The organism is Martelella alba, assembly GCF_005217455.1.
GTDB lineage: Bacteria > Pseudomonadota > Gammaproteobacteria > Enterobacterales > Enterobacteriaceae > Acerihabitans.
The window spans coordinates 93,724-120,100 of record NZ_SZPQ01000017.1 but is presented as its reverse complement, the minus strand read 5'-3'; the positions used below and the strand labels follow the sequence as shown (position 1 = coordinate 120,100).

The window sequence follows — 26,377 nt, the reverse complement described above, 5'->3', positions numbered from 1 at the left end:
GCCAAGATTATGTCCACACTTTACAGCGAAAACCGGCGTGCGCCGGCGTTGCGCCGCGAGCTTAAGGCGCGTCACCTGACGATGATCGCCATCGGCGGCTCTATCGGTACCGGCCTGTTCGTCGCCTCGGGGGCGACGGTGTCCCAGGCCGGTCCGGGCGGCGCGTTGCTCTCTTATATCATCATCGGTTTAATGGTGTATTTCCTGATGACCAGTCTGGGCGAGCTGGCCGCCTACATGCCGATTTCCGGTTCCTTTTCCACCTACGGCGCCCGTTATGTGGAAGAGGGTTTCGGCTTCGCCCTGGGGTGGAATTACTGGTACAACTGGGCGGTGACCATCGCCGTGGATCTGGTGGCGTCCCAATTGGTCATGAGTTATTGGTTTCCGTCGGTGCCCGGCTGGATCTGGAGCGCCCTGTTTCTGGCCATCATGTTTGTTCTCAATGCCATCTCGGTCAAAGGGTTCGGCGAGGCTGAATACTGGTTTTCGCTTATCAAGGTCGTGACCGTGATGGTGTTCATCCTGGTCGGGGTGTTGATGATTATCGGCATTCTGCGGGGTGGGGAACATGCCGGCTGGCAGAACTGGCGGGTGGGCGATGCGCCCTTCGCCGGTGGTTTTCCGGCGATGATCGGCGTGGCGATGATTGTCGGATTCTCTTTTCAGGGGACCGAGCTTATCGGCATCGCCGCCGGCGAATCCTCCGACCCGGCCAGAAACATCCCCCGCGCGGTGCGGCAGGTTTTCTGGCGGATCCTGTTGTTTTACGTACTGGCTATCCTGATAATCAGCCTGATTATCCCCTATACCGACCCGAATTTACTGCGCAACGATGTCAAGGACATCACCGTCAGCCCCTTTACGCTGGTGTTCCGCAACGCCGGCCTGTTGTCGGCGGCGGCGGTGATGAACGCGGTGATCCTGACCGCGGTTCTCTCGGCGGGCAATTCCGGCATGTACGCCTCAACCCGCATGCTGTATACACTGGCCTGCGAAGGCAAGGCGCCGAAAATCTTCGCCCGGCTGTCTAAAGGCGGCGTGCCGCGCAACGCCCTGTATCTGACCACGGTGATGGCCGGATTGTGTTTCCTCACCTCCATGTACAGCAACCAAACCGTCTATCTCTGGCTGCTGAACGCCTCGGGCATGACCGGGTTTATCGCCTGGCTCGGCATCGCCGTCAGCCACTACCGTTTTCGCCGCGGCTATATGGCGCAGGGCCGGGATCTGGCGGATTTGCCTTACCGCTCGGGATTTTTTCCCCTTGGGCCGATTTTCGCTTTCGTGTTGTGCCTGCTGATCACTCTCGGCCAGAATTACCAGGCGTTTTTGCAAGACCGCATCGACTGGTACGGCGTGGCCGCCACCTATATCGGCCTGCCGTTGTTCCTCATTATCTGGTGGGGTTACAAGTGGCGTCATGGCACGCGGCTGGTTCGCTATGAGGATATGACTTTCCCCGGACGGGACGCCTAAAGCGCAGGGGGCCGCGCCCGCAAAGATTCAGGCGTTAAGATTCCCGGCGTGGAAACGCAGATGATCTTCAATAAAGCTGGCGATGAAATAATAGCTGTGATCGTAGCCCGGCTGCCGGCGCAGGGTGAACGGCCATTGCCGCTCGCGCGCCAGCTCGGCCAGTTTTTCCGGTTGCAGTTGCTCTGGCAGGAACGGATCCTCATCGCCCTGATCAATCAGGATTGGCAACGGCGCGGCATCGCCGGCCGCCAGTAACCGGCAACTGTCGTAGGCCGACCAGCGCGCTTCGTCCTCCCCCAGGTAATGGCTGAACGCCTTGCGTCCCCAGGGCACATCCGCCGGATTGACGATGGGGGCGAAAGCCGAGGCGGAACAAAAGCGCCCCGGCAGCCGCAATGCCAGCATCAGCGCGCCATGGCCGCCCATGGAATGGCCCATGATGGCGCGCCGGCCGCTTTGCCCGTGCTGCGATTCCACCAGCGCCGGCAATTCTTCCGCCAGGTAGTCGAACATTCGGAAATGCCCGGACCAGGGCGGCTCGGTGGCATTGACATAAAATCCGGCGCCCTGGCCCAGGTCGTAGGCCTCATCGTCGGGGACGCCCTCGCCGCGCGGACTGGTGTCGGGCATGATCAGCATCAGGTTCAGCTCGGCGGCCACCCGCTGCGCGCCGGCTTTCAGGGTAAAATTCTCGTCATTGCAGGTCAGGCCGGACAACCAGTAAACCGCGTGGGGCGGGCCGGCATGTGCTTTGGCCGGCGGCAGGTAAAGGCTGTAGGTCATCGCGACGCCGGTGCTGGCGGACACGTGGCGGTAGCGATATTGCCAGCCGCCGAACAACCGGTGCGCGTCGATACATTCAGGTGTCTTGGTCATGGGCATGCCGCGCCTTAGCGATAATGGATAACGGAACGGATGGACTCGCCGGCGTGCATCAGCGCAAAAGCGTCGTTAATCCGATCCAGACTCAGGGTATGGGTAATAAAGTCCTGCAACGGAAATTCGCCGTTCAGGTAGCGCTGCACCAGCCCGGGCAATTGCGAACGGCCCTTGACGCCGCCGAAAGCCGAGCCGCGCCAGACCCGTCCGGTCACCAACTGGAACGGCCGGGTGGCGATTTCCTCGCCGGCGCCGGCCACGCCGATAATCACCGATTCCCCCCAGCCTTTGTGGCAGCATTCCAGCGCCGAACGCATCACCTTGACATTACCGATGCATTCGAAGGAAAAATCCACGCCGCCCTGGGTCAGCTCGACAATGACGTCCTGAATGGGCTTAGCGTAGTCCTGCGGAGCAATCAGATCGGTGGCGCCCAGTTTTTTGGCCAAATCGAATTTGCCGGGATTCACATCAATGCCGATAATGCGCCCCGCGCCGGCCATTTTCGCCCCGATAATCGCCGACAGTCCGATGCCCCCCAGGCCAAAAATCGCCACGCTGTCGCCCGCTTGCACTTTGGCGGTATTGATGACCGCGCCCATGCCGGTGGTCACCCCGCAACCCAGCAGGCACACTTCCTCCAGCGGGGCGTCCTTGCTGATTTTGGCCAGGGAGATCTCCGGCACCACGGTGTATTCGGAAAAGGTGGATGTCCCCATGTAATGAAATAGGGGTTTACCGTCCTTGGAAAACCGGGTTGTGCCGTCGGGCATCAGCCCCTTGCCCTGTGTCAGACGGATGGCCTGACAAAGATTGGTTTTGCCGGACCGGCAGTATTCGCACTCGCCGCACTCGGGGGTATACAGCGGAATCACATGGTCGCCCACCGCGACGCTTGTCACGCCTTCGCCCACGGCTTCCACCACGCCGCCGCCCTCATGGCCGAGAATGGCGGGGAACACCCCTTCCGGATCTTTACCGGACAGGGTATAGGCATCGGTGTGACAAACGCCGGTGGCGACGATACGCACCAAGACCTCGCCTTTTTGCGGCGGCATCAAATCCACCTCCTCCACCGAAAGGGGAAGGTTGGGGCCCCAGGCGACGGCGGCGCGGGTTTTGATCATTGACATGGGATAACTCCTTTTTCGGGTTCAAGGGCGGGATGAACGAGGGCGGATTCCTGTTCGATAATTAACTGTTTCAAGGCCTGTACATTGGGACTGAACGCGTCCCGGCGCCAGATGAGCCAGGTGGCGGTATTGGCGGTTTCCGCCGGCAGGCGGTGCACGCTGACCTCGTCGCGGCCGGGCAACTGATCGAGCACCGCCAGCGGCAGCATGGCGACGCCCGCGCCGCTGGCCACGCAGGCCTGCATGGTGTGGTAGGACTGTATTTCCATAACCGGTCCCGGCGTGACGCCCTGGCTTTGGAACCAGGCCTCAAACCGTTGCCGATACGAACAAGACGGGCGAAAAGCGAACAGCGTTTTGCCGGCGATATCCCCCGCGCCCTTGATGGGCGGTTGTTCCCGCCCGGCAATCAGCACCAGGGTTTCGCGAAAACTGACACAGCCGTGAATGTCCGGATAGTTCACCGGCCCGTCCACCAGGGCGGCGGCCAGCGTACCGGCGCGGACGCTCTCCACCAATTCCCCGGAAGAACCGGTGACCAGCGACAGGGCAACCCGGGGATAACGGCGATGAAAGGCGGCCAGCAGTTCCGGCAGACGTATGGCGGCGGTACTTTCCATGGCGCCCAGCGGAAAACCGCCGGCCGGCTCCCCGGTGCGGGCCATCGACAACGCCTCTTCGCTGAGCGCCAGAATACGCACGGCATAACCAAGAAAATTATGGCCAAGGGGAGAGAGGCGCAGGCGCTGCTTTTCACGGATAAACAGATCGCAACCCAATTCCTCCTCCAACTGGCGAAGCCGGGTAGTGAGGTTAGACGGCACGCGATGCAGCGCCTCGGCGGCCCGCGCCAGAGAACCGGTCTCGGCCACGGTGCAGAACATTTTCAGTTGTGTCAGATCCATATTCTCATTTCGTCAGCAACTTTGTCTTGATTATTCATTTTTCGTGAGTTTATTGATCATGCATGCTATTGGCAACAGAAAATGTAGCCTAGGGAGCAAGTATGGCATTAAAGATAGCAATGAGCGGTTTTCTGGCGTTGCTGGTGGCGATGGGGATCGGCCGGTTCGCCTTTACGCCCCAGGTGCCGCTGATGATAGCCGACGGCCAATTGACCCTGACCGGCGCCGGACTGGTGGCGGCGGCCAATTACGCCGGTTATTTGCTGGGCGCCTTTGATGCCATGCGGGCCGAGCGGGGGCTGGAAATCCGGCTGTGGCTGGGGGTGTGGGGCACGGTGGCATTGACCTTGTTCAGCGCCGTTATCCACGACCCATGGTCGCACGGCGTGGTGCGAACGGCGGCCGGCATCGCCAGCGGCTGGTCCATGGTATTGGTCTCCGCCTGGACCCACGATCTGCTGCTTCGCCTGCGACGGCCGGCGCTCGGGGCGGCGGTGTTCGCCGGGCCGGGCAGCGGCATTTTCTTAAGCGGCCTGTTGGCGGTGATTATGGGGCATTATGGCATCGGCGCCAGCGAGGCCTGGCGGCTGTACGGTCTTGCCGCCTTGCTGCCCATCGCGGTGATAAGCTTCTTCCTTCCCCGGCGGGGGGCGTTGGCCCATCGGGCGGATATCGCCGCCACGCCCCATCTCGGCCGGCCGCTGAAAAAACTGGTTTGGAGTTACTCCCTGGCCGGTTTCGGCTATATCCTGCCGGCGACCTTTTTGTCGCAAATGGCGGCGCAACGGTTCCCCGACAGCGCTTTCGCGCCCTGGGTCTGGCCGGTGTTCGGCGCCGCCGGCGTGACCGGGATCGGCATAGGCATCCTGACCCGGCATTGCCTGTCGCCGGGCCGGCGGTTGGCCATTACCTTGTGGGCGCAAGGGCTGGGCGTGGCGCTGATGATAGGTTTGCCGGGGGTGGCCAGCCTGATTACCGGGGCCTTGCTTACCGGCGGCGGTTTTCTCAATGTGGTGCAATTGACGCTGGAATGCAGCCGCCGTCAGGCGCCGGAGCATACCCGCTATATGGCCGGCCTGCTGACCTGCGGTTACGGCATAGGCCAATTGACAGGTCCGGTTTTATCGGCCTTATCCACGTGGACGGTAGGGAGGCTGGAGCCGGCGCTGGCGGCGGCCCTGGCGGCGTTGTTGCTGGCCGGCGGGTTGGTCTGGCGGCAATAGCGGCGGCAACCTGTGATAATTTCATTTGCCATGCAAGACAATCACTGGATAATCGTCGCGCTCTCCTCTAGAGTGGGGAGCGCCGCTTGACGCGGCGGAGGTTAACAGCCGATATGCCTGCCGGAGAAAAAAACATGGTATCGCTGACGAAAGAAGCCCTATTGGTGCACGAGGCCTTAATGGCCCGCGGGCTGGAAACGCCGCAAAGCGGCGAAGTCCTGGAAGCCGAGACCCGCAAGCGCCTCATTGCCGAGCATATGGCCGGGATAATGAAGCTGCTTAATCTCGATCTGACCGACGACAGTCTGGCGGAAACGCCCCATCGCATCGCCAAGATGTATGTGGACGAAATCTTTTCCGGTCTCGATTACGCCAACTTCCCGAAAATCACCCTGATTGAAAACAAGATGAAAGTGGACGAAATGGTGGCGGTGCGCAATATCACCCTGACCAGCACCTGCGAGCATCATTTTGTCATCATCGACGGCAAGGCCACCGTGGCCTATATCCCGAAAGACAGTGTTATCGGCTTGTCGAAAATCAACCGTATCGTGCAGTTTTTCGCCCAACGTCCCCAGGTCCAGGAGCGGCTTACCCAGCAAATCCTGATTGCCCTGCAAACCCTGCTTGGCACCAACAATGTGGCGGTATCCATCGACGCGGTGCACTATTGCGTCAAGGCGCGCGGCGTCAAGGATGCCACCAGCGCCACCACCACCACGTCGCTGGGCGGCCTGTTCAAATCCAGCCAGAACACCCGCCAGGAGTTTTTGCGCGCGGTGCGCCATCACGGCGATTAAGCCGGAGTGCGAGGCTTTCGCCTGAAAAGCGCCTGACGCCAACCGACAACTGTTGATAAGAGGTCGCCTATGCGCGAGCGCATCGCCATGCTGGACGGCGCCCGGGGATTGGCTATCCTGGGCATCCTGCTGATGAATATCACCGCCTTTGGTTTGCCCAGCGCGGCGTATCTCAATCCCGCCTATGCGGGAAAACCCTCCGTCGCCGATGCCTGGAGCTGGGCCGCGATGGATTTGCTGGCGCAAGTGAAATTTCTGACCCTGTTCGCCATGCTGTTCGGCGCCGGCCTACAGATGCTTTTACCGCGCGGCAATCGCTGGATTCGCTCCCGGCTATGCTGGCTAATGGTGTTCGGGTTGATCCATGGGGTGTTTTTCTGGGATGGCGATATTCTGCTGGATTACGGTCTGGTGGGGCTGCTGTGCCTTGGGTTAATCCGGCAGGTGGACAGCTGGCGCGGCTTGCTGCTCGCCGGCGCCACGCTGTACCTTTTGGGCCTGGCCATCCTGCTGGCGCTGCAACATCTGTTGGCCTCTTCGCCGCCGGGCAACTTCTGGCAACCGGATCTCGCCGAACGGATTTACGAATATTACTGGCATACCACCGGCGGTCCCGAAGCCTGGCGGATCCGCCTGGGACTGGTACATAACAGCCTGGTCTCGCTGCTGTCGCAATACGGCTGGCTGATGGCCGGCGCCATGCTTATCGGCGCCGGGCTGATGCGCCACGGCTGGCTGGCCGGCGCGCTGCCCGCGGCCCATTACCGCAAAATGGCGTTGATCCTGCTGCCGCTGGGGGTGGCCATCAACCTGCCCGGCGTGATACTGCAATGGCACCTGCAATGGGATTATCGCTGGAGCGGTTTCTTGTTGCAGATCCCCCGCGAGCTTGGCGCGCCCTTTCAGGCGTTGGGGTATGTGGCCGTTTGTTACGGCTGGTGGCCGGTGTTGTCACGATGGCCGCTGGGCCGCTGGCTCGGCAATGTGGGGCGGATGGCATTGACCAATTATTTGCTGCAAACGCTTATCTGCACGACGATATTTGATCATTTCCAACAATTTATGGTTTACGACCGTAGCCATTTACTGTTGTTCGTCCCGCTGGTCTGGCTGGTGAATATTCTCTTTTCCGGGTTTTGGCTGCGCCTGTTTAGCCAAGGCCCTATGGAATGGCTATGGCGCAGGCTCACCCGTCTGACTGGCGGCAAGCTTAATGTTCAATTAATGTAGCATTGTTAATCTTTGGCCAGTTTTTCAGCATGGCCAACGCATTGAAATGTTCATGACGTCGTTTACCCGTTTCCGGCCCATGGTTCGTCCATGGGTTTTTACTATTTTTATTGCGCTGATTATCACAGCCTTTCAAAATTTCGTTTTCTTCAACAAAATACTGGGCCTCATAGACATCTCGTCGCCGCATAACCTGCTGTTTTTTGCCAGTATGCCCATTACGTTGTTTTTTGCGCTGAACATCCTGCTCAGTGTTATTCTCCTGCCTTATTTGCGTAAGCCAATCGTTATCGCGCTTTTCCTTCTCAATGCCGCGGCGCAATATTTCATGCAATCCTATGGGATATTGATTGACCGCGGTATGGTGCAAAATATCCTGGAGACCACACCGGCCGAATCCTTCGCGCTATTCTCGCCGGAACTGATATATTATCTGCTGATATTAGGCGTGCTGCCGTCACTGCTGGCGCTATGGATACAGGTTAAACCGGTGGTGATAGGGTGGCAAAACGCCGGTTTCTTTCTGCTGAACCTGTTATTTTCTTTATGTGTTATCGCGCTGGTGGCCACCTTTTTTTATAAAGATTATGCATCTTTAATGCGCAATAATCAGCAATTGATAAAAAGCCTGGTGCCCAGCAACATGGTCATGGGCGGCTATTCGTATTATAAGCATGACGTCAGCAGGAACATGCCGTTTGTACCTATCGGCCTGGACGCGCATAAATTGCCGCCCTCAGCGGATAACGGCCGGAAAAATCTGGTGATCCTGGTGGTCGGCGAAACTTCCCGGGCGCAGGATTTCTCGCTGGGCGGTTATGACCGGCCCACTAATCCGCTATTGGCGCGGGACAACGTGGTGTATTTCCCCCATACGGTTTCCTGCGGCACCGCCACGGCGGTATCGGTTCCCTGCATGTTTTCCGATAAGGGCCGCCGGCAGTTCAGCGGCGATGTCGCGGCGCATCGGGATAATGTGTTGGATATCCTCCAGCGCGCCGGGGTCAATGTGCTGTGGCGGGAAAACGACGGCGGCTGTAAAGGGGTTTGCGCCAGGGTGCCCAGCGAGGATCTCTCCCGCTGGCGCGACCTGCCGCAGCTGTGCGCCAAGGGCGTTTGCCGGGATGAAGCCTTGTTGTATCGCTTAAACGATTATATCGAAAAGCGCACGGGCGATACCCTGATCGTCTTGCACACCATCGGCAGTCACGGCCCAACCTATTATCAGCGCTACGGCGCCCGGCAGGCGGTCTTTACCCCAACCTGCGATACCAACGAAATACAGACCTGTTCCAATCGCGCGCTGGTCAATACCTATGACAACACCATCATCTATAGTGATTATGTGCTCGATATGACTGTAAAATTGTTGCAGTCCCATCAAGATAGGTTTAATACCGCATTGGTTTATTTGTCGGATCATGGCGAATCCCTGGGGGAAAATGGGTTGTATCTGCACGGTATGCCTTATGCCGTGGCGCCTGAGCAACAAACCCATATCCCCATGCTGATGTGGCTGTCTCCCGCCTATATCCGTGCGCAGGGCATAGCGGAGACATGTCTGCGCGACCGGGCGCGGACCGGGGATTATTCCCAGGATAATCTGTTTTCGACGTTGCTGGGTATGCTGAATGTCGGTACCGCGCTTTATCGGCCCGATTTGGATATACTTCACCCCTGTAGGATGACGCGGCCATGAAAATATTGATCATCGAAGATGATAAATTATTGCAGCAAGGCTTGCAGCTGGCGCTGCAACAGGAAGGGTACGCCAGCGATTGCGCCGGCGGTTTTCGCGAGGCGGACAATTTGATGGAAACGTCGCCCTACAGCCTGGCTATCCTGGATTTGGGCCTGCCGGACGGCGATGGCATGTCGTTACTGACCAAATGGCGAAAAAAAGGCATTGATGTGCCGGTACTGATTCTGACCGCCCGCGACGGTATCGAGGAGCGGGTCAGCGGCCTGGATTACGGCGCGGACGATTATCTTATCAAGCCCTTCGCGCTGACCGAGCTGATGGCGCGGGTGCGGGCCGTAATCCGGCGGCATCAAGGGGTAAGCAACAACCAATTGCGGGTGGAGAACATCTCGCTGGATCTCACCAGCCATGAAGTCACGGTGGACGGCAAACCCATTGATATCACGCCAAAGGAATTCGCCATTCTTTCCCGTCTGATGTTGCGCGCCGGTCATCGTATCCATCGGGAAATCCTGCATCAGGATCTGTACAACTGGGACGACGACCCCTCATCCAATTCCCTGGAGGTGCATATTCATAATCTGCGGCAGAAAATAGGCAAGGATCGTATCCGGACGCTGCGCGGTTTCGGCTACCTGTTAACCACCGGGGAAGAGGGGGAATAACCATGCGCAAACCAGACCGGCCCGCGCTGGTCAGTATGCGCTGGCGTCTCATTGTGGTGCTCGGCATCATCTTGCTGTGCTGCCAATTTATCACCGTCATTTGGTTGTGGCACGAAAGCAAAGAGCAAATTGATTTGCTGGTGAACCGCACCCTGGCGGAAAGCGTGCGCAACGACCATGTCAACCAGGAGATCCGGGAGGCCATCGCCGCCTTGAGTGTGCCGGCCCTGATGATGGTGATCGTGACATTGCTGTTTTGCGTCCAGGCGGTGAGCTGGGTGACGCAGCCATTGTCCCGACTGCAAAACGCCCTGGAAAAGCGTAGCGCCGAAGATTTCGCCCCTTTGCCGGAGCAAAGCAATATTCAGGAGGTCATCGCCGTGACCCGCAGCCTGAACCAATTGCTGGCCAGGCTCAATGATACGCTGCAACAAGACCGGCAGTTCACCGCCGACGTGGCCCACGAACTGCGTACTCCCCTGGCGGGCATCAGGCTGCATCTGGAGTTGCAGCAAAAACAGGCCGGGGTCGATAACGGACCGCTGATTGAGCGGGTGGACAATATGACCTTTACCGTTGAGCAATTGCTGATGCTCGCGCGCATCCGGCATGATTTCACCTCCGGGCACTACCAGACGGTGAAGCTGAAGGCGGATGTGGTGATGGCGCTTCGCGAGGAACTGGAGGAAATGGCGGCCGCGCACCGGCAGCGTCTGATATGGCGTCTGCCCGAGCGGGAACTGACGTTGCTTGGCAACGCGATCCTGATCCGGTTGCTGCTGCGCAATTTGGTGGAAAACGCCCATCGTTACAGCCCCAATGACAGCCGCATCGAAATCCGGCTATCGGAGAATGCCGGCGGCGTCCTTCTCCTTGAAGTGGTCGATGAGGGGCCGGGCATCGATCCCGATAAAGCGGTGGAATTAACCCGTAAATTCGTGCGGATGGACCAGCGCTATAACGGCATCGGGCTGGGATTGAGTATTGTGACCCGTATTACCCAGTTACATGACGGCCAATTCGAGCTGCTCAACCGGCAGGATGGGCCGGGCACCATAGCGAGGGTGACGTTGCCGTCTTCCGCCTGACGCCAATGTTAACACTGTCGACACGCTCGCAAAATTCCCACCCTGTTGATGTAAGCGCTTTCTGACCTGTGAGCTGTTTCACGCCGTATGGCCGATAATGTGGCTAATATGATCTTTTGCGTTTCCGGCGCGCCAGGCGCGCCGGGGCATCGGCGACGCCTCTGCCCAGCGCATTTCACCTGCCTTTACAATAAACATCCTGGAATGCCTGACAGCGCTCCGGCGCAAAAGATAAAGATGATGGGCAAGATGGGCAAGCCCGGGCGCTTTGGGGTTTACGGGATAACAACAGGGGACGACATGATCACCATACGTGATGTGGCGCGGTTGGCCGGGGTCTCGGTGGCGACCGTTTCTCGGGTATTGAATGACAGTGCCATTGCCAGCAAGGACGCCCGCGATCGGGTGATGAAGGCGGTGGATGAGCTCGGCTATCGGCCCAACGCCAACGCGCAGGCGCTCGCCACGCAAATCAGCGATACCATCGGCGTCGTGGTGATGGATGTCTCGGATCCGTTTTTCGGCGCGCTGGTTAAAGCGGTGGATACCGTGGCGCAGCGGCACAAGAAAAACGTGCTGATAAGCAACAGTTATCACCAGGCCGATAAAGAACGGCACGCCATCGAGGTGCTTATCCGCCAGCGCTGTAGCGCGCTGGTGGTTCATGCCAAGATCCTCACCGATGAAGAACTTATCCCCATCATGGCGCGCGAGCCGGGCATGGTGCTTATCAACCGGATCATCCCCGGCTATGAGCATCGCTGCGTGGGACTGGACAATATCACCGGCGCGCTGATGGCCACCCGCACGCTGCTTAAGCTGGGGCATCGCCATATCGGCTACATCGGATCCAACCATCCCATCGAGGATGAGCGCCAGCGGCGCCAGGGCTATCTACAGGCGATGCGGGAAGAGGGCATCGTGCCGCCGCAAAGCTGGCAGGTGGCGTTTTCGCCGGATTTGCAGGGCGGCGAAATGGCCATGGTGGAACTCCTCGGACGTAACCAGCAACTCTCGGCGGTGTTTGTTTATAACGACGCCATGGGGGTGGGCGCGCTGGCCACGCTGCGGGAAAACGGCATTGCCGTGCCGGCCCAGTTTTCCGTGGTGGGGTTCGATGATATCCCCATGTCGCGCTATACCTGCCCGCATTTAACCACGATCCGTTATCCCATCTTCGCCATGGCGGTGGCGGCCACCGAACTCGCCTTGCAGGGCACGGCGGGGCGGCTGAACGAAGAGCAATCCCATCTTTTCATGCCGACCGTGGTGCGTCGGCATTCGGTGGCGCCGTGGCGAAATGCGACCAGTGCCGCTTCTTCAACACAGGACGAGATGTAACCGCTTTCAAAGTGTGAGACTATTCACAGATTATTAACATTCAAATCTCTATGCTAGCGATGTTTTACGCCTGACATGGACAAATGGCTTGTTCAACCGGACGTTGAGTCATTTCGCTCCGCTTGGGCGATAACGTCGTTCGTCTGACCGGAGTGTGAGTTTTTGGAAAATCGTTTCGCCACGGATGGAAAGACCGCCTATGCGTAACCCTACATAATCTTCCGGAGAATCTAATGAATAAGAAGGCACTGACTCTCACCGCAATCACCGCCGGCCTGTTGTTTTCCGTCGCTGTCCGCGCCGCGGATACCCGCATTGGTGTGACAATCTATAAATATGACGACAACTTCATGTCGGAGGTGCGTAAAGCATTGGAAGGCGACGCCAAGCAAGTGGGCGGCGTGCAACTGCTGATGAACGATTCCCAGAACGATCAGTCCAAACAAAACGACCAGATTGACGTGCTGATCGCCAAGGGCGTGAAAGCGCTGGCGGTCAACCTGGTGGACCCGGCCGCCGCGCCGGTGGTAATCTCCAAGGCCCGCAGCGCCGATATCCCGGTGGTGTTCTTTAACAAGGAACCCAGCCGCCAGGCTATGGACAGCTATGACAAGGCCTATTATGTCGGCACGGATTCCAAAGAGGCCGGCGTTATTCAGGGCGAGTTGATAGCCAAACACTGGCGCGCCAATCCGCAATGGGATTTGAACAAAGACGGCGTGATCCAGTATGTGCTGCTTAAGGGCGAACCGGGCCATCCCGATGCCGAAGCCCGCACCACCTATGTTATCAAAACGTTAAACGATAAAGAAAAGATCAAGACCCAGCAATTGGCGCTGGATACCGCGATGTGGGATACCGCCCAAGCCAAGGACAAGACCGACGCCTGGCTTTCCGGCCCCAACGCCGACAAGATCGAAGTCGTGATTTCCAATAACGACGCCATGGCCATGGGCGCGGTGGAAGCGTTGAAAGCGCACAACAAAACCAAAATTCCGGTATTCGGCGTGGACGCCCTGCCCGAGGCCCTGGCGCTGATCAAATCCGGCGCTATGGCGGGCACCGTGCTCAATGACGCCAACAATCAGGCCAGAGCCACATTCGATCTGGCGAAAAACCTGGCCGCGGGCAAACCCGCCGCCGCCGGCACCCACTGGAAACTCGAAGACAAGATCGTGCGTATTCCCTATGTGGGCGTGGATAAAGATAATTTAGCGCAATTTACCAAAGAGTAATCCTGACTCCCCCCGGCATATTCCCATGCCGGGGATTTTTTTGTATCCATCCTAGCCGGGTATCATTATGGCCGAGATTACGACCGAACAGCCCAGTGAGTGGCTGCTGGAAATGACGGGGATCAGTAAATCATTTCCCGGCGTCAAAGCATTGGATAATGTGAACCTCAAGGTTCGCGCGCATTCCGTTCATGCATTAATGGGAGAAAACGGCGCGGGAAAATCCACTTTATTAAAATGCCTGTTTGGTATTTACAGCAAGGATGCGGGCAGCATTGTATTTCAAGGTAAAGAAATCAATTTTAAAAGCGCCAAGGAAGCATTGGAGCATGGTGTTTCCATGGTTCATCAGGAGCTGAACCTGGTATTGCAGCGCACGGTAATGGATAATATGTGGTTGGGCCGTTATCCGAAAAAAGGGCTTTTTGTCGATCAGAAGAAAATGTATCGCGATACCAAAGCGATTTTCGAAGAATTGGATATCGACATTGATCCCAACGAAAAAGTCGCCAATCTGTCGGTATCGCAGATGCAAATGATTGAAATCGCCAAAGCCTTTTCCTACGACGCCAAGATAGTCATTATGGATGAACCGACGTCGTCGTTAACCGAAAAAGAAGTCAATCATCTTTTCAGCATTATCCGCAAGCTGAAAGCCAAGGGATGCGGCATTGTCTATATTTCCCATAAGCTGGAGGAAATTTTTCAGCTATGTGACGAAGTCACTATCCTGCGCGATGGGCAATGGATCGCGACCCAGCCGGTGGAAGGCCTGACCATGGAGCAAATCATCGCCATGATGGTCGGACGCGAATTGAGCCAGCGATTCCCCGATAAGGAAGGCGAAACGGGCGAGATTATACTTAAGGTGCAAAATCTGACTTCGCTGCGCCAACCCTCCATTCGCGACATCAGTTTTGACCTCCATAAAGGGGAAATTCTCGGCATCGCGGGCCTGGTGGGCGCCAAACGCACCGACATCGTGGAAACCCTGTTCGGCATCCGCGAGCGATCCAGCGGGACTATTATGCTGCATGGCAAAATCGTCAAAAACGCTAACGCCAACGAGGCCATCAACAACGGTTTCGCCCTGGTTACCGAAGAGCGACGCGCCACGGGTATTTATGCCTACCTGGATGTGGGGTTTAATTCATTAATCTCCAATATCCGCAATTATAAAAACAAGCTCGGATTGTTGAATAACACGCGCATGAAGAGCGATGTCCAATGGGTTATCGATTCGATGCGGGTGAAAACACCCGGCCACAAAACCGCCATTGGTTCCTTGTCCGGTGGTAATCAGCAAAAAGTGATCATCGGCCGCTGGTTATTGACGCAGCCGGAAATTCTGCTGATGGACGAACCGACCCGCGGTATCGATGTCGGCGCTAAATTTGAGATATATCAATTAATTATTGAACTGGCCAAGCGGGGTAAAGGCATTATTATTATCTCGTCTGAGATGCCGGAGTTATTGGGAATAACCGACCGGATACTCGTCATGAGCAATGGTCTGATGGCGGGAATTGTCAACACCAAAGAGACCTCCCAAAACGAAATCCTACGTCTTGCCTCCGTGCATCTTTAATTTTAAGGGTTCTTATTATGAATGCGTTAAATAAGAAAAGCCTGCTCACTTATCTCAAAGAGGGCGGTATTTATCTGGTACTGCTGGTTTTGCTGCTGCTGATTATCTCGCAGGATTCCACATTTTTAAGTCTGCTCAATTTAAGTAATATTCTGACCCAATCCTCTGTCCGGGTGATCATCGCGCTCGGCATGGCCGGGCTTATCGTGACCCAGGGCACCGACTTGTCGGCGGGACGCCAGGTGGGCCTGTCGGCGGTGATCGCCGCCACGCTGCTGCAATCCATGGATAACGTCAACAAAGTCTTCCCCCATCTGCAAACCATGCCGATTCCGGTGGTGGTGGTGATTGTGTGCGTGGTGGGCGCGATCCTCGGCCTGGTGAACGGGTTGATCATCGCCTATCTGCGCGTCACGCCCTTTATTACCACCCTGGGCACCATGACCATCGTCTATGGCATCAACTCGTTGTATTACAACCTGGTCGGCGCATCGCCCATTGCCGGGTTCGACAACCATTTCTCCACCTTTACCCAGGGATATTTGCGGTTCGGCGAGTTTAAACTGTCGTATATTACCTTCTACGCGGCGATAGCCACCGTCATTGTCTGGATCCTGTGGAATAAGACCCGGTTTGGCAAAAACATTTTCGCCATCGGCGGCAACCCGGAAGCGGCCAAGGTATCAGGGGTCAACGTGCCGTTAAACCTGATCCTGGTCTATGCCTTGTCCGGGGCGTTTTACGCTTTCGGCGGCATGCTGGAGGCCGGCCGCATCGGCAGCGCCACCAACAACCTGGGCTTTATGTACGAACTGGACGCCATCGCGGCCTGCGTGGTGGGCGGCGTGTCTTTTTCCGGCGGCGTGGGCACCATCGCCGGCGTGGTGACCGGGGTCATTATCTTCACCCTGATCAACTATGGGCTGACCTATATCGGCGTTAACCCGTATTGGCAATATATCATCAAGGGAACCATCATCATTTTCGCCGTGGCGCTGGACTCGCTGAAGTACGCGAAGAAAAAATAATCCGGCCAACCAAGCGGCAACCTAAAGCATGCCGCTCACAGAACGCCCCGGCCGAAAGGCGGGGGCGTCCATCGCTGTAATTCCCCCTGTTGGCGTATCCGTTTCATCATCAATGTTACCCGCGATTCCCCCCTTTGCCTGGGTTCGGGGCACAGAGCCTCGTTTTGGTGCATTGCCCGCCGACATTAACGCAACCCGGCCGCCATTGCCCTGGTGTCCACCGTTGCGCATCGCTATGGCATGAACATTGCTTAATCTTATCTATCAACTCATCTATACAAGATTATACATTACATCGCATGTACCAGCGGCCAATGCATAGGACCGGGAATGATCTCTTTTGACAATGTGACCAAACATTATGAAGACGGAACGGTAGTGGTGGACGGCCTGTCGTTCGTCGCGCCAACCGGTAAATTGACCATTCTGGTCGGCCCGTCGGGATGCGGTAAAACCACCACCTTGCGCATGATCAATCGGCTGATCGAACCCTCCTCGGGGGGGATTTTTCTCAACGGCCAATCGGCCGCCGAAATGGATGTGGTGCAATTGCGGCGGCGCATCGGCTATGTCATCCAGAATGCCGGGCTCTTTCCGCATAAAACCATTGTTGATAACGTCGCGGTCACGGCCAGATTGAACGGCGCCGCTAAAACGGCGGCGCGCAAAACCGCCATGGCCCTGCTGGAGCGGGTCGGTCTCTCGCCGGCGTTGGCGCTACGCTACCCCTGGCAACTGTCGGGAGGCCAGCAACAGCGGGTCGGCGTGGCCAGGGCCTTGGCGGCCGACCCGGAATTCATGCTGATGGACGAGCCGTTCAGCGCGGTGGATCCTGTGGTTCGTGAGCAGTTACAGGAAGAGTTTCTCCGCCTGCAACGGGATATCGGTAAGACCATCATCATGGTCACCCATGATATTGATGAGGCCATGAAATTGGGGGATCAGGTGGCGGTGATGCGACCCGGCGGCAAACTGGCGCAGATAGCCGCGCCGGCCGAACTGCTGCGCGCGCCGAAAGATCACTTTGTCGCTGATTTTATAGGCCGGGACCGCGGCTACCGTCAGTTGAGTTTCAGCGCCATCCATCCGCAACTGACGGTGCGCCATGAGCCCAGCGCGGCCCTTTCAACGCCTATTGAGCAGGCGCGAGCTCTCGCCCAGGGCGATTGGCTGCTGGTGACCGAGGACAGCAGACCCTTGGGATGGGCGAATCTGACGCTGGTTCGCGATGTCCTCACCCACGCCGACGTCAATTTAGGCAGTACCTTCGCGCCGCTGTCAGGCACGCTGCGGCAATTAACCGATGCGGTGTTAAGTTCGCCCTGCCAGCGCGGCGCCGTGGTGGACGAGGAGGGAAAGCTTCGCGGGTCGGTGACGTTTGACGCGGTACTCGCCGCGTTGCGCGAGCGCAAGGAGGACAGACCGTGATCCGTTTTGACTGGCTGGCGCAACAGGCTCCGCAAATTCTAAGCCTGTTTGGCTGGCATCTGTACCTGTCGGTAGTACCGGTGCTGCTGGGGCTGGCGATCGCGATTCCCATCGGCGGACTGCTGCATCGCTGTGAGAAAATCAAGCCTTTTGCCCTCAACGTGTTCGGCCTGCTGTACACCATACCCTCACTGGCATTGTTCGTGCTATTGCCCGGGATCCTGGGCACCAAAATTCTCGATACCCTCAATGTAGTGGCGGCGTTGACCATTTATGCCGTTTCGTTACTGGTACGCACCGTCTGCGACGGTCTGGACGCCGTTTCGCCGGAAACCCGCCAGGCGGCCGAGGCGCTCGGCTACCATCCGTGGCAACGGTTCGTGCAGGTGGAATTACTGGTGGCCATCCCGGTTATCGCCGACGGGCTGCGGGTCGTGGTCGTCGCCAATGTCAGCATTGTCTCCATTGCCGCGCTGGTCGGCACGCCGCAACTTGGCAGCTTATTCACGCAGGGATTTCAACTGCATTTCCTGACGCCGATCTTTGCCGGCATCATCCTGTGCATCGCGCTGGCGCTGGCGCTGGATGGCCTGGTGCTGCTGCTGTCGCGCCGGCTTACCGCCTGGCGGCCGCAACGGAGCCGCTTATGATTGACTGGATAATGGACAGCCGTCATTGGCTGGGGGACGATGGCGCGATAACCCTTATCGTCCAGCATCTGACCTACAGCGCCATTGCGCTGGCCATGGCGCTACTGATCGCCTTCCCGGTGGGATGTTACGTTGGACATACCGGCCGCGGCAAAGTGGCGCTGGTGGGAATGGCCAATGCGTTTCGCGCGCTGCCGTCATTGGGGTTGATTATTCTGCTGGTAATTTTGTTCGGCCCGCTATTCGAGTCCGATCTCGCCTTTATTCTACCCTGCCTGATTGTGCTGATGGTACTGGCGCTGCCGCCCATCATGATTGGCGTGTATTCCGGGATCACCGCCATTGACCCGGCGGTGATCGATGCCGCCATCGGCATGGGGTATTCCCCCTGGCGCAGGTTGTTCCAGGTCGAGATCCCGTGCGCGCTGCCATTGATTTTGTCCGGCGTGCGCAGCGCCCTGCTACAAATTATCTCCACGGCGACCATTGCCGCCTATGTCTCGCTGGGGGGGCTGGGACGTCTGATTATCGATGGACGCGCCCAGAATGATTACGGGCAAATGGTGGCCGGCGCCGTCCTGGTGGCGTTGCTGGCGTTATTCACCGATTGCCTTTTTTCCGTACTTATCCGCCTGTTGGTCTCGCCGGGCCTGCGTCGCCGCGCCGCGAGAAAAACGGGACGGAAAAAAGCATGGCTTAACACCCAAGGTCCTTCCTCAATACACAACGTTCGGGAAAATTGAAAAATGAAAGTCGCCCAATTGCTTATCGCATCACTGTTCGCTACCGCATTGAGCCAGGCGCCGCAAGCGCTGTCGGCGGAAACCGGCACCATCATCGTCGGCTCCGCCGATTTTCCGGAAAGCCAGCTGTTGGCGACGTTGTATGCCGAAGCGCTGGCCGATAAACATATCAAAGTGGAAAAGAAACTGAATATCGGCAGCCGTGAAGTCTATATGCCGGCGTTACTGGACGGTTCCATTAACCTTATTCCGGAGTACAGCGGCGCCACATTAAGTTATCTGGATGAAAAGAGCCAAGCGCACAGCAGCGAGGATGTGGCGGCGGCGTTGGCCAAGGCGCTGCCCGCCAAAATCAAGATGCTGGATATTTCGCCGGCGCAAGACAGCGATGTCCTGGCGGTGACGGCCAAAACCGCCAAAAAATATCATCTGAAATCCATTGCCGATTTGAAACCCGTGGCGGGACAACTGGTGCTGGGCGGTCCGGCGGAATGGAAAACCCGCCGTGAAGGCGTCCGCGGGCTTGAAGACGTTTACGGTTTGAAGTTCAAATCGTTCAAAGTGCTTGATGTCGCCGGTCCGCTGACCTTGTCGGCGCTGGTAAACAACCAGATCCAGGCGGCGGACATGACATCCACCGATCCCGCCATGCACGCCAACCATCTGGTGGCGCTGGAAGATCCGTCGCACCTGTTCCCGGCGCAGAATATTGTGCCGCTGGTGGCCGCCGACAAACTGAGTCCCGAGCTGGAAAACACCCTTAATGCCATCTCCAAGACGCTCACCACCGAAGATCTAATTGAAATGAACGGCAAGCTGGCCAATTTCGCCAGCATTGATCAAGTGGCCCATGACTGGCTGGTACAGCATAAGTTGATTAAATAAGATGACGGCATTGAACGCTTTACCCCGGGTGACGCTGGGTAAGGGCGACACGTCATTGCGGGAAATCGTCGCCATTGCCGATGGCGCCCAGGTTGAACTGGCGCAAGACGCGCTGGCGGGCATGGCCGCTCTCCAGACGTTGATTCGCCAGGCCATTGATCAGGGCAACGTCATCTATGGCTTGACCACCGGGGTGGGGGATTTGGTGACGGCGCGCCTGGGGGCCGCCGATGTGGCGGCGATGCAACTCAACATGCTGAAAAGCCACGCGTGCGGTATGGGGGCGCCGCTGGCGCAACGGGAAGTCCGCGCGATGATGGCGGTGATGATCGTCTCGTTGCTGCAAGGCCACAGCGGCGTCGGTCCCGAGCTGGTGACAACCCTGGCGCGCATGCTGAATCAAGGCGTGATACCGTGGTCGCCCTCAAAGGGATCGGTGGGCTATCTTATCGCCACCGCCCATATCGGCCTGGCGGTGTTCGGCCACGGCCAGTGCGGGTATCAGGGAGCGCTGCTGCCTTCCGACCAGGCCCTTGCCCGCGCCGGCATTCCCTTGCGTTTACCGGGGCCGCGCGAAGGCCATGCGCTGGTGAGCGGCACCTACGAAATCACGGCGTTGGGGTGTTTGGCGGTTGCCGATTTCGCCGCTTTATTGCCGCTGGCCGATGCGGCGGGGGCGATGAGTCTGGAAGCGTTAAAGGGCAATACCCGAGGCTATGACGCGCGCCTGCACGCCTTGCGCCCCCATGCCGGCCAGCAAACCACCGCGCGGATCTTGCGCCGGTTGCTGACCGACAGCGATATTCTGGATAAATACCGTGATTATCGTGTGCAAGACGCGCTCAGCCTGCGCTGTATCCCACAGATTCACGGCGCGGTGCGCGACCAATTGGCTTTCTGCCATCAGGTCGTCCATACAGAGCTCAATTCCGTCACCGATAATCCGGTCTTTTTCATTGAAGACGGCCAATTGACGGTTTTGCCCGGCGGCAATGGCCACGGCGCGCCAATCGCACTGAGTCTCGATGCGCTGGCGATTGCCATTGCGGCGTTGAGCACCGCTTCCCAGGCCCGATCCGACCGGTTAACCAACAGCCACCTCAGCGGCCTGCCGCCCTTTCTCATAAACGCGGCGGGAGGCTATTCGGGGCTCATGATCCCGCCTTACGCGGCGGCGGCGCTGGCCGGGGAAAACCGCAGCCTGGCCGCGCCCGCCAGCGTGCATACCGTCACCACCTGCGCCGGCCAGGAAGATCATATCAGTCAAGGGGTAAACGCCGCGCGCAAATCCCTGGATGCCATTGCCAACGCGGTGGATATCGTGGCGATTGAAATACTTTGCGCGGCGCAGGCGCTGGATTTCCATCAACCGCTGCGGGCGTCCGCCGGCTCCCGGGCCGTCTTGTCGGTCGTTCGGCCCCATGTGCCGTTTTTAACGGAAGATCGTGAACTGTGGCGTGATCTTGCCGCCTTGCGTCAGCTTATTGTCGACGGCTCGCTAGGCGAAGCCTTGCGGCCCATTCTCGGGGAGGACGGTGAATGCCACTGGGAAGTCCGTTAACCGGCGTTAAGGTGCTGGATTTGTCCCGCGTGCTCGCGGGGCCTTATTGCGCCTCGCTGTTGGCCGATTTGGGGGCGGAGGTCATCAAGGTGGAAATGCCGGAGGGCGGGGATGATTCCCGCGCCTTCACACCCCATCTCGGCGGCGAAAGCACCTATTTCATGCTGCTTAACCACGGCAAGCAAAGTCTGACGTTGAACCTGAAACACCCTGAAGGGCGTGACCTGTTCTTGCGGTTGGTGGAACAGGCCGATGTGGTGGTGGAAAATTTTCGTCCCGGCGTAACGCAACGTTTGGGTATCGATTATGCGACGCTCAACGCCATTAACCCGCGCCTGGTCTACGCCAGTATTTCCGGTTTCGGCCAGCAGGGGCCTTTGGCCCACAAAGCCGCCTATGATCATGTGATTCAGGCCATGGCGGGGATCATGCAGGTGACGGGGCGCCCCGAGGGCGAACCGACGCGCGTCGGCGACGCCATCGGCGACGTGGTGGCCGGTTTGTATGGCGCCTGGGGCGTGCTGGCCGCGCTGTTGCAACGCGGCGTCAGCGGTTGCGGACAACATATCGATGTGGCGATGCTTGATACCATGATGGCGCTGCAAATGGTTTCGCTGACCCAGTGGATGGGCGGCAAGCCCTCGGCGGGCCGTATTGGCAACGCGCATCCCATCAGCGCGCCGATGGACAGCTACCGCGCCGACGACGGCTATGTGGTGATCGCCGTTGCCAATGACCGGCTATTCGCCCGCCTTGCGCAGGCGCTGGACGCCGTCGATCTGCCCAGCGATCCCCGTTTCGCAACGGATCCGCAACGGCTGGCGCATCAGAACGCGTTACGGGAACGGATTGAACATTGGCTTTGCGGTAAAACCGTCGCTCAGGCCGTGGCGTTACTGGATGAGGCCGGGGTTCCCGCCGCGCCGGTGTGGACATTGGAAGCGGCATTGGCAAGCCCCCATGCCCAGGCGCGTCAATTGCTCAAGCCTATCAAACATCCCACCGCCGGGGATATCGCCATTTTTACACAACCGGTGAAAATGAGCGGTATGGCGCCGCCCACGGACCTTCAGCCGCCCACATTAGGGCAACATACCCGGCAGATTTTGACCCAGAAACTGCAACTCAGCCAACAGGAACTTGAACGGTTGCAACAACAAGGCGTCATCGGAAAACAGGAGTGAGCATCATGTCCATTTCCCCGCAGCGGGTGGCCGTTATCGGCGCCGGTACCATGGGGGCGCGTATCGCCGCCGTTTTTGCCGCTAAAGGCTTCGCTACCCGCCTTTATTCCCGAAGCGAGGCCTCTTTGGCCAAAGCCCGCGTTCTGGTCCAATCCCTGGCGCCCGAGGCGGACATCGCATTCACCACATCGCTGGAAGAATGTCTGCAGGGGGCGGATATGCTCTCGGAAAATATTGCCGAACAAGTGGAGGTGAAACAAACGCTATTCCGGCAGATTGAAGAGCGGGTAAGGGAAGACTGCCTGTTGACGACCAATACGTCGAGCGTCCCGATAGGCGCATTGGCCTCCGTGCTGCATCGTCCCCAGCGGTTGATTGGCCTGCATTGGTTTAATCCGGCCGATGTCATGCCGATGGTGGAGGTCATTCGCGGCCCGCAAACCGACGAACACACGGTCGCCCGCACCCTGGCATTGTGCCAACGGCTGGATAAAACGCCGGTCAACGTCAATCAGGATGTGCCGGGATTTATTGTGAACCGCTTGCAATATGCGCTCTTGCGGGAAGCGCTGCATCTGGTGACGCAAGGCGTGGCGACGATTGACGATGTGGATCGCGCCGTGCAGTCGACGCTGGCCCCGCGCTGGTCGGCGATGGGACCGTTGAAACTGATGGATTGCGCGGGACTGGACACGGTCAGAAATGTGGCGGCAATCTTGCTGCCCGCCCTGTGCAACGACACGGGGTTGCCGGATTGGTTGCTTGATAAAGTGGCTCAGGGGCAACTCGGCATTAAAAGCGGTAGCGGTTTCTACCCGTGGGAAAGCGAGGACATCGCCCGCGCGCTGGGGCGCCGCGATGAGATTGTGCGTTTGCTAACGGAGAGGGCGCCGCGATGAGCCAGGAGATCTTGTGCCGGCAACAAGGCCCGGTGCTGCATATCACGTTGAATCGGCCGGAAAAACACAATGCGCTCAGCATTGGGATGTTGGATCAGATGATCGATGCCCTCGACCGGGCGGAGCGGGATGCGTCAATCCGCGCGACGGTGATTTCCGGCCAGCCGCGGGCGTTTTCCGCCGGCGCGGATCTCGGCGCCCTGGCGGCGGTTTCCGCCGTGGAACTTTACACCAGCGGTTTTAGTGAAAAATGGGACCGCATCGCCGGCATGGAAAAACCTCTTATCGCGGCGCTCTCCGGCTATACCCTGGGCGGGGGGCTGGAACTGGCGCTGCTTTGCGACATCGCCGTTGCGGATGATACGCTCGCCCTTGGATTGCCGGAAACGCATATCGGTATTATACCGGGTGCCGGTGGTACCCAGCGGTTGGTCAAGGCCGTGGGGAAATCGCTGGCCATGGAAATGCTGTTGACCGCCCGTCGTCTGACGGCGCAAGAAGCGCTGGCGGCGGGGATCGTCAGTCACGTCACCACCGCTGATCGCTTACTGCCCACCTGCCTGGCTATCGCCGATAAAATAGCGCGCGCGGCCCCGCTGGCGGCGCTAATGGTGAAACAGGCGGTGTCGGCGAGCTTCGAGATGCCCTTAAGCGCCGGCATACGCTACGAGCGGAGTTTGTCGGCGCTTATCGCCTCAAGCGAGGATCGACGCATCGGTTTGCGGGCGCTGAAGGGAAAAAATAAGCCGGAATTTACCGGCCGGTAGCGGTGAAGCGATTACCGCATATCCTGTAGCGCGTCGTCGGCCGGCTTGTCCTGTTTGGGTTGAAGTTGCAGCAATTGTTCCGGAGAGACCGCCGGATAGCCCTGGGTGCCTTCCGGAATTTCCCTGTGGGAGGGTATGGGAATCTGCGGGCCGAGAAAGCGGGGCTCCCGCTTCAAATAATACAAATCGAACAGGGCGCTGAGTCTGGCGCCCACTTCGCGCAGACGAACCGAGAAGATATTTTTCGGCGCGGGCACCGCGTAGCATTGCGCCTGAATACCCATATGCATGGCGATAAAAAGCGCCCGTTCGCAATGAAAGCGCTGGGTAATAATGGTGAAATCATTGGTATCAAAAACTTTCCGGGTGCGGATAATGGAATCCAGGGTGCGGAAACCGGCGTAATCCAGAACGATATCCCCGGCGGGCATACCGCGGGCAAGCAGATCCCGTCGCATGGTGACCGGCTCGTTATAGCTTTGCAGGGCGTTATCGCCGCTCAGCAGCAGGTAATCGGCTTTGCCGCTGTTATAAACGTTCAGGGCGCCCTGTATACGGTAGAGATAATATTCGTTGATGACGCCGGTGCGGATATATTTGGCCGTACCCAGCACCACTCCGACCTGACGGTGCGGTAAGAGACGCAAGTCTTCATAGATATACGGAGCGGTTTTCCAACTGATCCAGCGGTCCAGGCCCAGCGCCGCAAGCAGCAACACGCCCGCAATACCGATCAGGGAATATACCAGGCGCTTCCACATGCCGTAAGCCTTAATCGTATCCTGCTGCGATTTCATGCACTAAGGCTACTGTACCTCAACAGCCGACGCAAGGCGCGTAACCAATTGAAAGGCTTGGTGTCGGCATTTTGCGCAACCGGTCACGAAGGCGGCGGACCACCGCCTTGGCGCGGGACGGGGCGACCGGCGTCGCCGGCGCCTACTGCGCCAGAATGCCGCGATAGATTTGCCGGCAACCCAACGCGCGCAGGGTCGCCCTCGTGGCGTCCCAGAGAGATATCGGCGCATCGTCCCGTTCCGCCAGAATTGCGCGCCGGATTTCCCGGCTGGCGCCGCCGGCCATGTTCATCAGGATCAAGGCGGCCTGTAGCGGCGGCAAGCTGGGGTTGAAGGCGGCGTTTTCGGCATAGCGGCCGGCAAATATCCTGCCATCCGCCATTTGTAATGCCACGCCGCAATGCGCCTGGCTGTATGGCGCATGGCTTTGGTTGGCCGCCTGCAGCGCCTGTAGACAAAGCGGCGCGTCCGCCGGCAGGCTCTCTGCCGGCGGCGCATCCCAAGGCGGCGTCGTGGGTCCGGCGTGCAGCGACGGCATGGCGGGGCCGGCGCCGGACGGGGTCAAGTCCGCGGCCGCTTCCACCCGCGTCAGCCGATAGCCGTGACAGACTTTATCCATCAGCAAGCCTTCAATCCCCAGATCGCGCGGCCCGAACGCGTCGGGCAGATAGTGTCCCAGCGGCGTCGGGGAACGGCCGGGCAACTGGATGATCAGGTCGGCGCCGCTGTTAAGTTCATGCATAAACTGCCGGCAATGGCCGCAGGGCGTGTAATTGACCGTAATACGGGTCAGCCGGCGTTCGCCGCGCAGCCAGGCGTGGGTAATGGCGCTTTGTTCCGCGTGAACGGTTTGCGACAACGCCACACCGGCAAATTCCATGTTCGCGCCGAAATACAGGTTTCCGCTTTCGCCCTGAACGATGGCCCCGACCGGGAAGTGTGAAACACCGGCCTGGGCGCACGCGGCGGCCAGCGGCAGCAGGGCAAGGCACAAGCCATCAATGTCCAGTCCGCTGGCGGCGCACATTTTCGTCGCCTCGGACGCGCTGAATACGCCCTCGAAGCCGGAGTTGGCGAGCAAAGGGGACAAAGCCGCCCGCAGCCCCGGCGCCAGGGCCGCCAGCGGTGATGCTAAACGTGATTGCATGATGATTCTCCAGAGGCGCG

Annotated in this window: 24 protein-coding genes; 19 read left to right on the top strand and 5 right to left on the bottom strand. The window is 58.6% G+C overall.

All coding sequences use genetic code 11. From position 1 onward, the window contains the following. The first annotated feature begins 9 nt into the window (after positions 1 to 9). Positions 10 to 1,479, top strand: coding sequence for an amino acid permease (locus tag FCN80_RS12845; protein ID WP_136990556.1), 1,470 nt, complete (start codon positions 10 to 12; stop codon positions 1,477 to 1,479). 27 nt (positions 1,480 to 1,506) lie between these two features. Here the strand turns inward: FCN80_RS12845 and fghA are convergent, their stop codons facing one another. From fghA to ptrR, 3 genes are read right to left on the bottom strand one after another with little or no spacing between them, the layout of a single operon-like run. After that, complete coding sequence (gene fghA / locus FCN80_RS12840; RefSeq protein ID WP_136990555.1) at positions 1,507 to 2,355, bottom strand: S-formylglutathione hydrolase; 849 nt, start codon at positions 2,353 to 2,355, stop codon at positions 1,507 to 1,509. Positions 2,356 to 2,369: 14 nt separating this feature from the next. Further along, a complete protein-coding gene (locus FCN80_RS12835; protein ID WP_230492652.1) occupies positions 2,370 to 3,482 on the bottom strand; it encodes an S-(hydroxymethyl)glutathione dehydrogenase/class III alcohol dehydrogenase in 1,113 nt (370 codons plus the stop codon). Beyond that, positions 3,482 to 4,396: a putrescine utilization regulator PtrR gene (gene ptrR, locus FCN80_RS12830; protein ID WP_136990553.1), complete on the bottom strand. Its 915-nt coding sequence runs from the start codon at positions 4,394 to 4,396 to the stop codon at positions 3,482 to 3,484. Before ptrR ends, FCN80_RS12835 begins: the two co-directional genes overlap by 1 nt. 101 nt (positions 4,397 to 4,497) lie before the next feature. Between ptrR and FCN80_RS12825 the strand changes: the two genes are divergently transcribed. From FCN80_RS12825 to FCN80_RS12740, 18 genes are all read left to right on the top strand, one after another. Continuing rightward, complete coding sequence (locus FCN80_RS12825; RefSeq protein ID WP_136990552.1) at positions 4,498 to 5,619, top strand: YbfB/YjiJ family MFS transporter; 1,122 nt, start codon at positions 4,498 to 4,500, stop codon at positions 5,617 to 5,619. Positions 5,620 to 5,753: 134 nt separating this feature from the next. Further along, positions 5,754 to 6,419: a GTP cyclohydrolase I FolE gene (folE, locus tag FCN80_RS12820; protein ID WP_136990551.1), complete on the top strand. Its 666-nt coding sequence runs from the start codon at positions 5,754 to 5,756 to the stop codon at positions 6,417 to 6,419. 69 nt (positions 6,420 to 6,488) lie between these two features. Further along, positions 6,489 to 7,649, top strand: a complete 1,161-nt coding sequence (gene yeiB, locus FCN80_RS12815; RefSeq protein WP_136990550.1) for a DUF418 domain-containing protein YeiB — start codon at positions 6,489 to 6,491, stop codon at positions 7,647 to 7,649. 46 nt (positions 7,650 to 7,695) lie between these two features. Continuing rightward, a complete protein-coding gene (gene eptA / locus FCN80_RS12810) occupies positions 7,696 to 9,348 on the top strand; it encodes a phosphoethanolamine transferase EptA (RefSeq protein WP_306767879.1) in 1,653 nt (550 codons plus the stop codon). Then, on the top strand, positions 9,345 to 10,016 hold the full coding sequence (pmrA, locus tag FCN80_RS12805; protein ID WP_136990549.1) for a two-component system response regulator PmrA: 672 nt from the start codon (positions 9,345 to 9,347) through the stop codon (positions 10,014 to 10,016). The genes eptA and pmrA overlap by 4 nt, the downstream gene beginning before the upstream one ends. Before the next feature lie 2 nt (positions 10,017 to 10,018). After that, positions 10,019 to 11,104: a two-component system sensor histidine kinase PmrB gene (pmrB, locus tag FCN80_RS12800; protein ID WP_136990548.1), complete on the top strand. Its 1,086-nt coding sequence runs from the start codon at positions 10,019 to 10,021 to the stop codon at positions 11,102 to 11,104. Positions 11,105 to 11,404: 300 nt separating this feature from the next. Further along, positions 11,405 to 12,445, top strand: coding sequence for an HTH-type transcriptional regulator GalS (gene galS, locus FCN80_RS12795; protein ID WP_136990547.1), 1,041 nt, complete (start codon positions 11,405 to 11,407; stop codon positions 12,443 to 12,445). Between the two features lie 233 nt (positions 12,446 to 12,678). Then, positions 12,679 to 13,680, top strand: a complete 1,002-nt coding sequence (gene mglB / locus FCN80_RS12790) for a galactose/glucose ABC transporter substrate-binding protein MglB (RefSeq protein ID WP_136990546.1) — start codon at positions 12,679 to 12,681, stop codon at positions 13,678 to 13,680. A 67-nt stretch (positions 13,681 to 13,747) separates the two neighbouring features. Next, the gene (gene mglA, locus FCN80_RS12785) at positions 13,748 to 15,268 is read left to right on the top strand and encodes a galactose/methyl galactoside ABC transporter ATP-binding protein MglA (protein ID WP_136990545.1); all 1,521 of its coding nucleotides are present in this window, start codon (positions 13,748 to 13,750) and stop codon (positions 15,266 to 15,268) included. A gap of 17 nt (positions 15,269 to 15,285) precedes the next feature. After that, positions 15,286 to 16,296: a galactose/methyl galactoside ABC transporter permease MglC gene (gene mglC, locus FCN80_RS12780; RefSeq protein ID WP_136990544.1), complete on the top strand. Its 1,011-nt coding sequence runs from the start codon at positions 15,286 to 15,288 to the stop codon at positions 16,294 to 16,296. Between the two features lie 330 nt (positions 16,297 to 16,626). Next, the gene (locus FCN80_RS12775; protein ID WP_136990543.1) at positions 16,627 to 17,724 is read left to right on the top strand and encodes an ABC transporter ATP-binding protein; all 1,098 of its coding nucleotides are present in this window, start codon (positions 16,627 to 16,629) and stop codon (positions 17,722 to 17,724) included. Further along, positions 17,721 to 18,374, top strand: a complete 654-nt coding sequence (locus FCN80_RS12770) for an ABC transporter permease (protein ID WP_230492650.1) — start codon at positions 17,721 to 17,723, stop codon at positions 18,372 to 18,374. The genes FCN80_RS12775 and FCN80_RS12770 overlap by 4 nt, the downstream gene beginning before the upstream one ends. After that, a complete protein-coding gene (locus FCN80_RS12765) occupies positions 18,371 to 19,117 on the top strand; it encodes an ABC transporter permease (protein WP_136990542.1) in 747 nt (248 codons plus the stop codon). Before FCN80_RS12770 ends, FCN80_RS12765 begins: the two co-directional genes overlap by 4 nt. Before the next feature lie 3 nt (positions 19,118 to 19,120). Continuing rightward, a complete protein-coding gene (locus FCN80_RS12760) occupies positions 19,121 to 20,002 on the top strand; it encodes an ABC transporter substrate-binding protein (RefSeq protein ID WP_136990541.1) in 882 nt (293 codons plus the stop codon). 10 nt (positions 20,003 to 20,012) lie between these two features. Then, complete coding sequence (locus FCN80_RS12755) at positions 20,013 to 21,563, top strand: HAL/PAL/TAL family ammonia-lyase (RefSeq protein ID WP_230492649.1); 1,551 nt, start codon at positions 20,013 to 20,015, stop codon at positions 21,561 to 21,563. Next, a complete protein-coding gene (locus FCN80_RS12750; protein WP_136990539.1) occupies positions 21,542 to 22,747 on the top strand; it encodes a CaiB/BaiF CoA transferase family protein in 1,206 nt (401 codons plus the stop codon). The genes FCN80_RS12755 and FCN80_RS12750 overlap by 22 nt, the downstream gene beginning before the upstream one ends. A 5-nt stretch (positions 22,748 to 22,752) precedes the next feature. After that, complete coding sequence (locus FCN80_RS12745) at positions 22,753 to 23,646, top strand: 3-hydroxyacyl-CoA dehydrogenase family protein (protein ID WP_230492648.1); 894 nt, start codon at positions 22,753 to 22,755, stop codon at positions 23,644 to 23,646. Then, positions 23,643 to 24,413, top strand: a complete 771-nt coding sequence (locus FCN80_RS12740; protein ID WP_136990538.1) for an enoyl-CoA hydratase/isomerase family protein — start codon at positions 23,643 to 23,645, stop codon at positions 24,411 to 24,413. The genes FCN80_RS12745 and FCN80_RS12740 overlap by 4 nt, the downstream gene beginning before the upstream one ends. An 11-nt stretch (positions 24,414 to 24,424) precedes the next feature. On the opposite strand, the gene sanA is transcribed toward FCN80_RS12740, so the two are convergent. Together sanA and cdd are read right to left on the bottom strand one after the other, a co-directional pair. Next, complete coding sequence (sanA, locus tag FCN80_RS12735) at positions 24,425 to 25,210, bottom strand: outer membrane permeability protein SanA (RefSeq protein WP_230492647.1); 786 nt, start codon at positions 25,208 to 25,210, stop codon at positions 24,425 to 24,427. Positions 25,211 to 25,352: 142 nt separating this feature from the next. After that, complete coding sequence (gene cdd / locus FCN80_RS12730) at positions 25,353 to 26,357, bottom strand: cytidine deaminase (protein WP_136990537.1); 1,005 nt, start codon at positions 26,355 to 26,357, stop codon at positions 25,353 to 25,355. Positions 26,358 to 26,377 lie beyond the last annotated feature (20 nt).

Excerpts from the sequence above, each read along its gene's own strand:
- FCN80_RS12745 (WP_230492648.1), top strand. The coding sequence starts at position 22,753 with ATGTCCATTTCCCCGCAGCGGGTGGCCGTTATCGGCGCCGGTACCATG.
- mglC (WP_136990544.1), top strand. The coding sequence starts at position 15,286 with ATGAATGCGTTAAATAAGAAAAGCCTGCTCACTTATCTCAAAGAGGGC.
- eptA (WP_306767879.1), top strand. The coding sequence starts at position 7,696 with ATGTTCATGACGTCGTTTACCCGTTTCCGGCCCATGGTTCGTCCATGG.
- yeiB (WP_136990550.1), top strand. The coding sequence starts at position 6,489 with ATGCGCGAGCGCATCGCCATGCTGGACGGCGCCCGGGGATTGGCTATC.
- FCN80_RS12825 (WP_136990552.1), top strand. The coding sequence starts at position 4,498 with ATGGCATTAAAGATAGCAATGAGCGGTTTTCTGGCGTTGCTGGTGGCG.
- sanA (WP_230492647.1), bottom strand. The coding sequence starts at position 25,210 with ATGAAATCGCAGCAGGATACGATTAAGGCTTACGGCATGTGGAAGCGC.
- cdd (WP_136990537.1), bottom strand. The coding sequence starts at position 26,357 with ATGCAATCACGTTTAGCATCACCGCTGGCGGCCCTGGCGCCGGGGCTG.
- folE (WP_136990551.1), top strand. The coding sequence starts at position 5,754 with ATGGTATCGCTGACGAAAGAAGCCCTATTGGTGCACGAGGCCTTAATG.
- FCN80_RS12740 (WP_136990538.1), top strand. The coding sequence starts at position 23,643 with ATGAGCCAGGAGATCTTGTGCCGGCAACAAGGCCCGGTGCTGCATATC.
- FCN80_RS12760 (WP_136990541.1), top strand. The coding sequence starts at position 19,121 with ATGAAAGTCGCCCAATTGCTTATCGCATCACTGTTCGCTACCGCATTG.
- FCN80_RS12845 (WP_136990556.1), top strand. The coding sequence starts at position 10 with ATGTCCACACTTTACAGCGAAAACCGGCGTGCGCCGGCGTTGCGCCGC.
- galS (WP_136990547.1), top strand. The coding sequence starts at position 11,405 with ATGATCACCATACGTGATGTGGCGCGGTTGGCCGGGGTCTCGGTGGCG.
- ptrR (WP_136990553.1), bottom strand. The coding sequence starts at position 4,396 with ATGGATCTGACACAACTGAAAATGTTCTGCACCGTGGCCGAGACCGGT.
- mglA (WP_136990545.1), top strand. The coding sequence starts at position 13,748 with ATGGCCGAGATTACGACCGAACAGCCCAGTGAGTGGCTGCTGGAAATG.
- pmrB (WP_136990548.1), top strand. The coding sequence starts at position 10,019 with ATGCGCAAACCAGACCGGCCCGCGCTGGTCAGTATGCGCTGGCGTCTC.
- FCN80_RS12750 (WP_136990539.1), top strand. The coding sequence starts at position 21,542 with ATGCCACTGGGAAGTCCGTTAACCGGCGTTAAGGTGCTGGATTTGTCC.
- FCN80_RS12775 (WP_136990543.1), top strand. The coding sequence starts at position 16,627 with ATGATCTCTTTTGACAATGTGACCAAACATTATGAAGACGGAACGGTA.
- fghA (WP_136990555.1), bottom strand. The coding sequence starts at position 2,355 with ATGACCAAGACACCTGAATGTATCGACGCGCACCGGTTGTTCGGCGGC.
- mglB (WP_136990546.1), top strand. The coding sequence starts at position 12,679 with ATGAATAAGAAGGCACTGACTCTCACCGCAATCACCGCCGGCCTGTTG.
- pmrA (WP_136990549.1), top strand. The coding sequence starts at position 9,345 with ATGAAAATATTGATCATCGAAGATGATAAATTATTGCAGCAAGGCTTG.
- FCN80_RS12765 (WP_136990542.1), top strand. The coding sequence starts at position 18,371 with ATGATTGACTGGATAATGGACAGCCGTCATTGGCTGGGGGACGATGGC.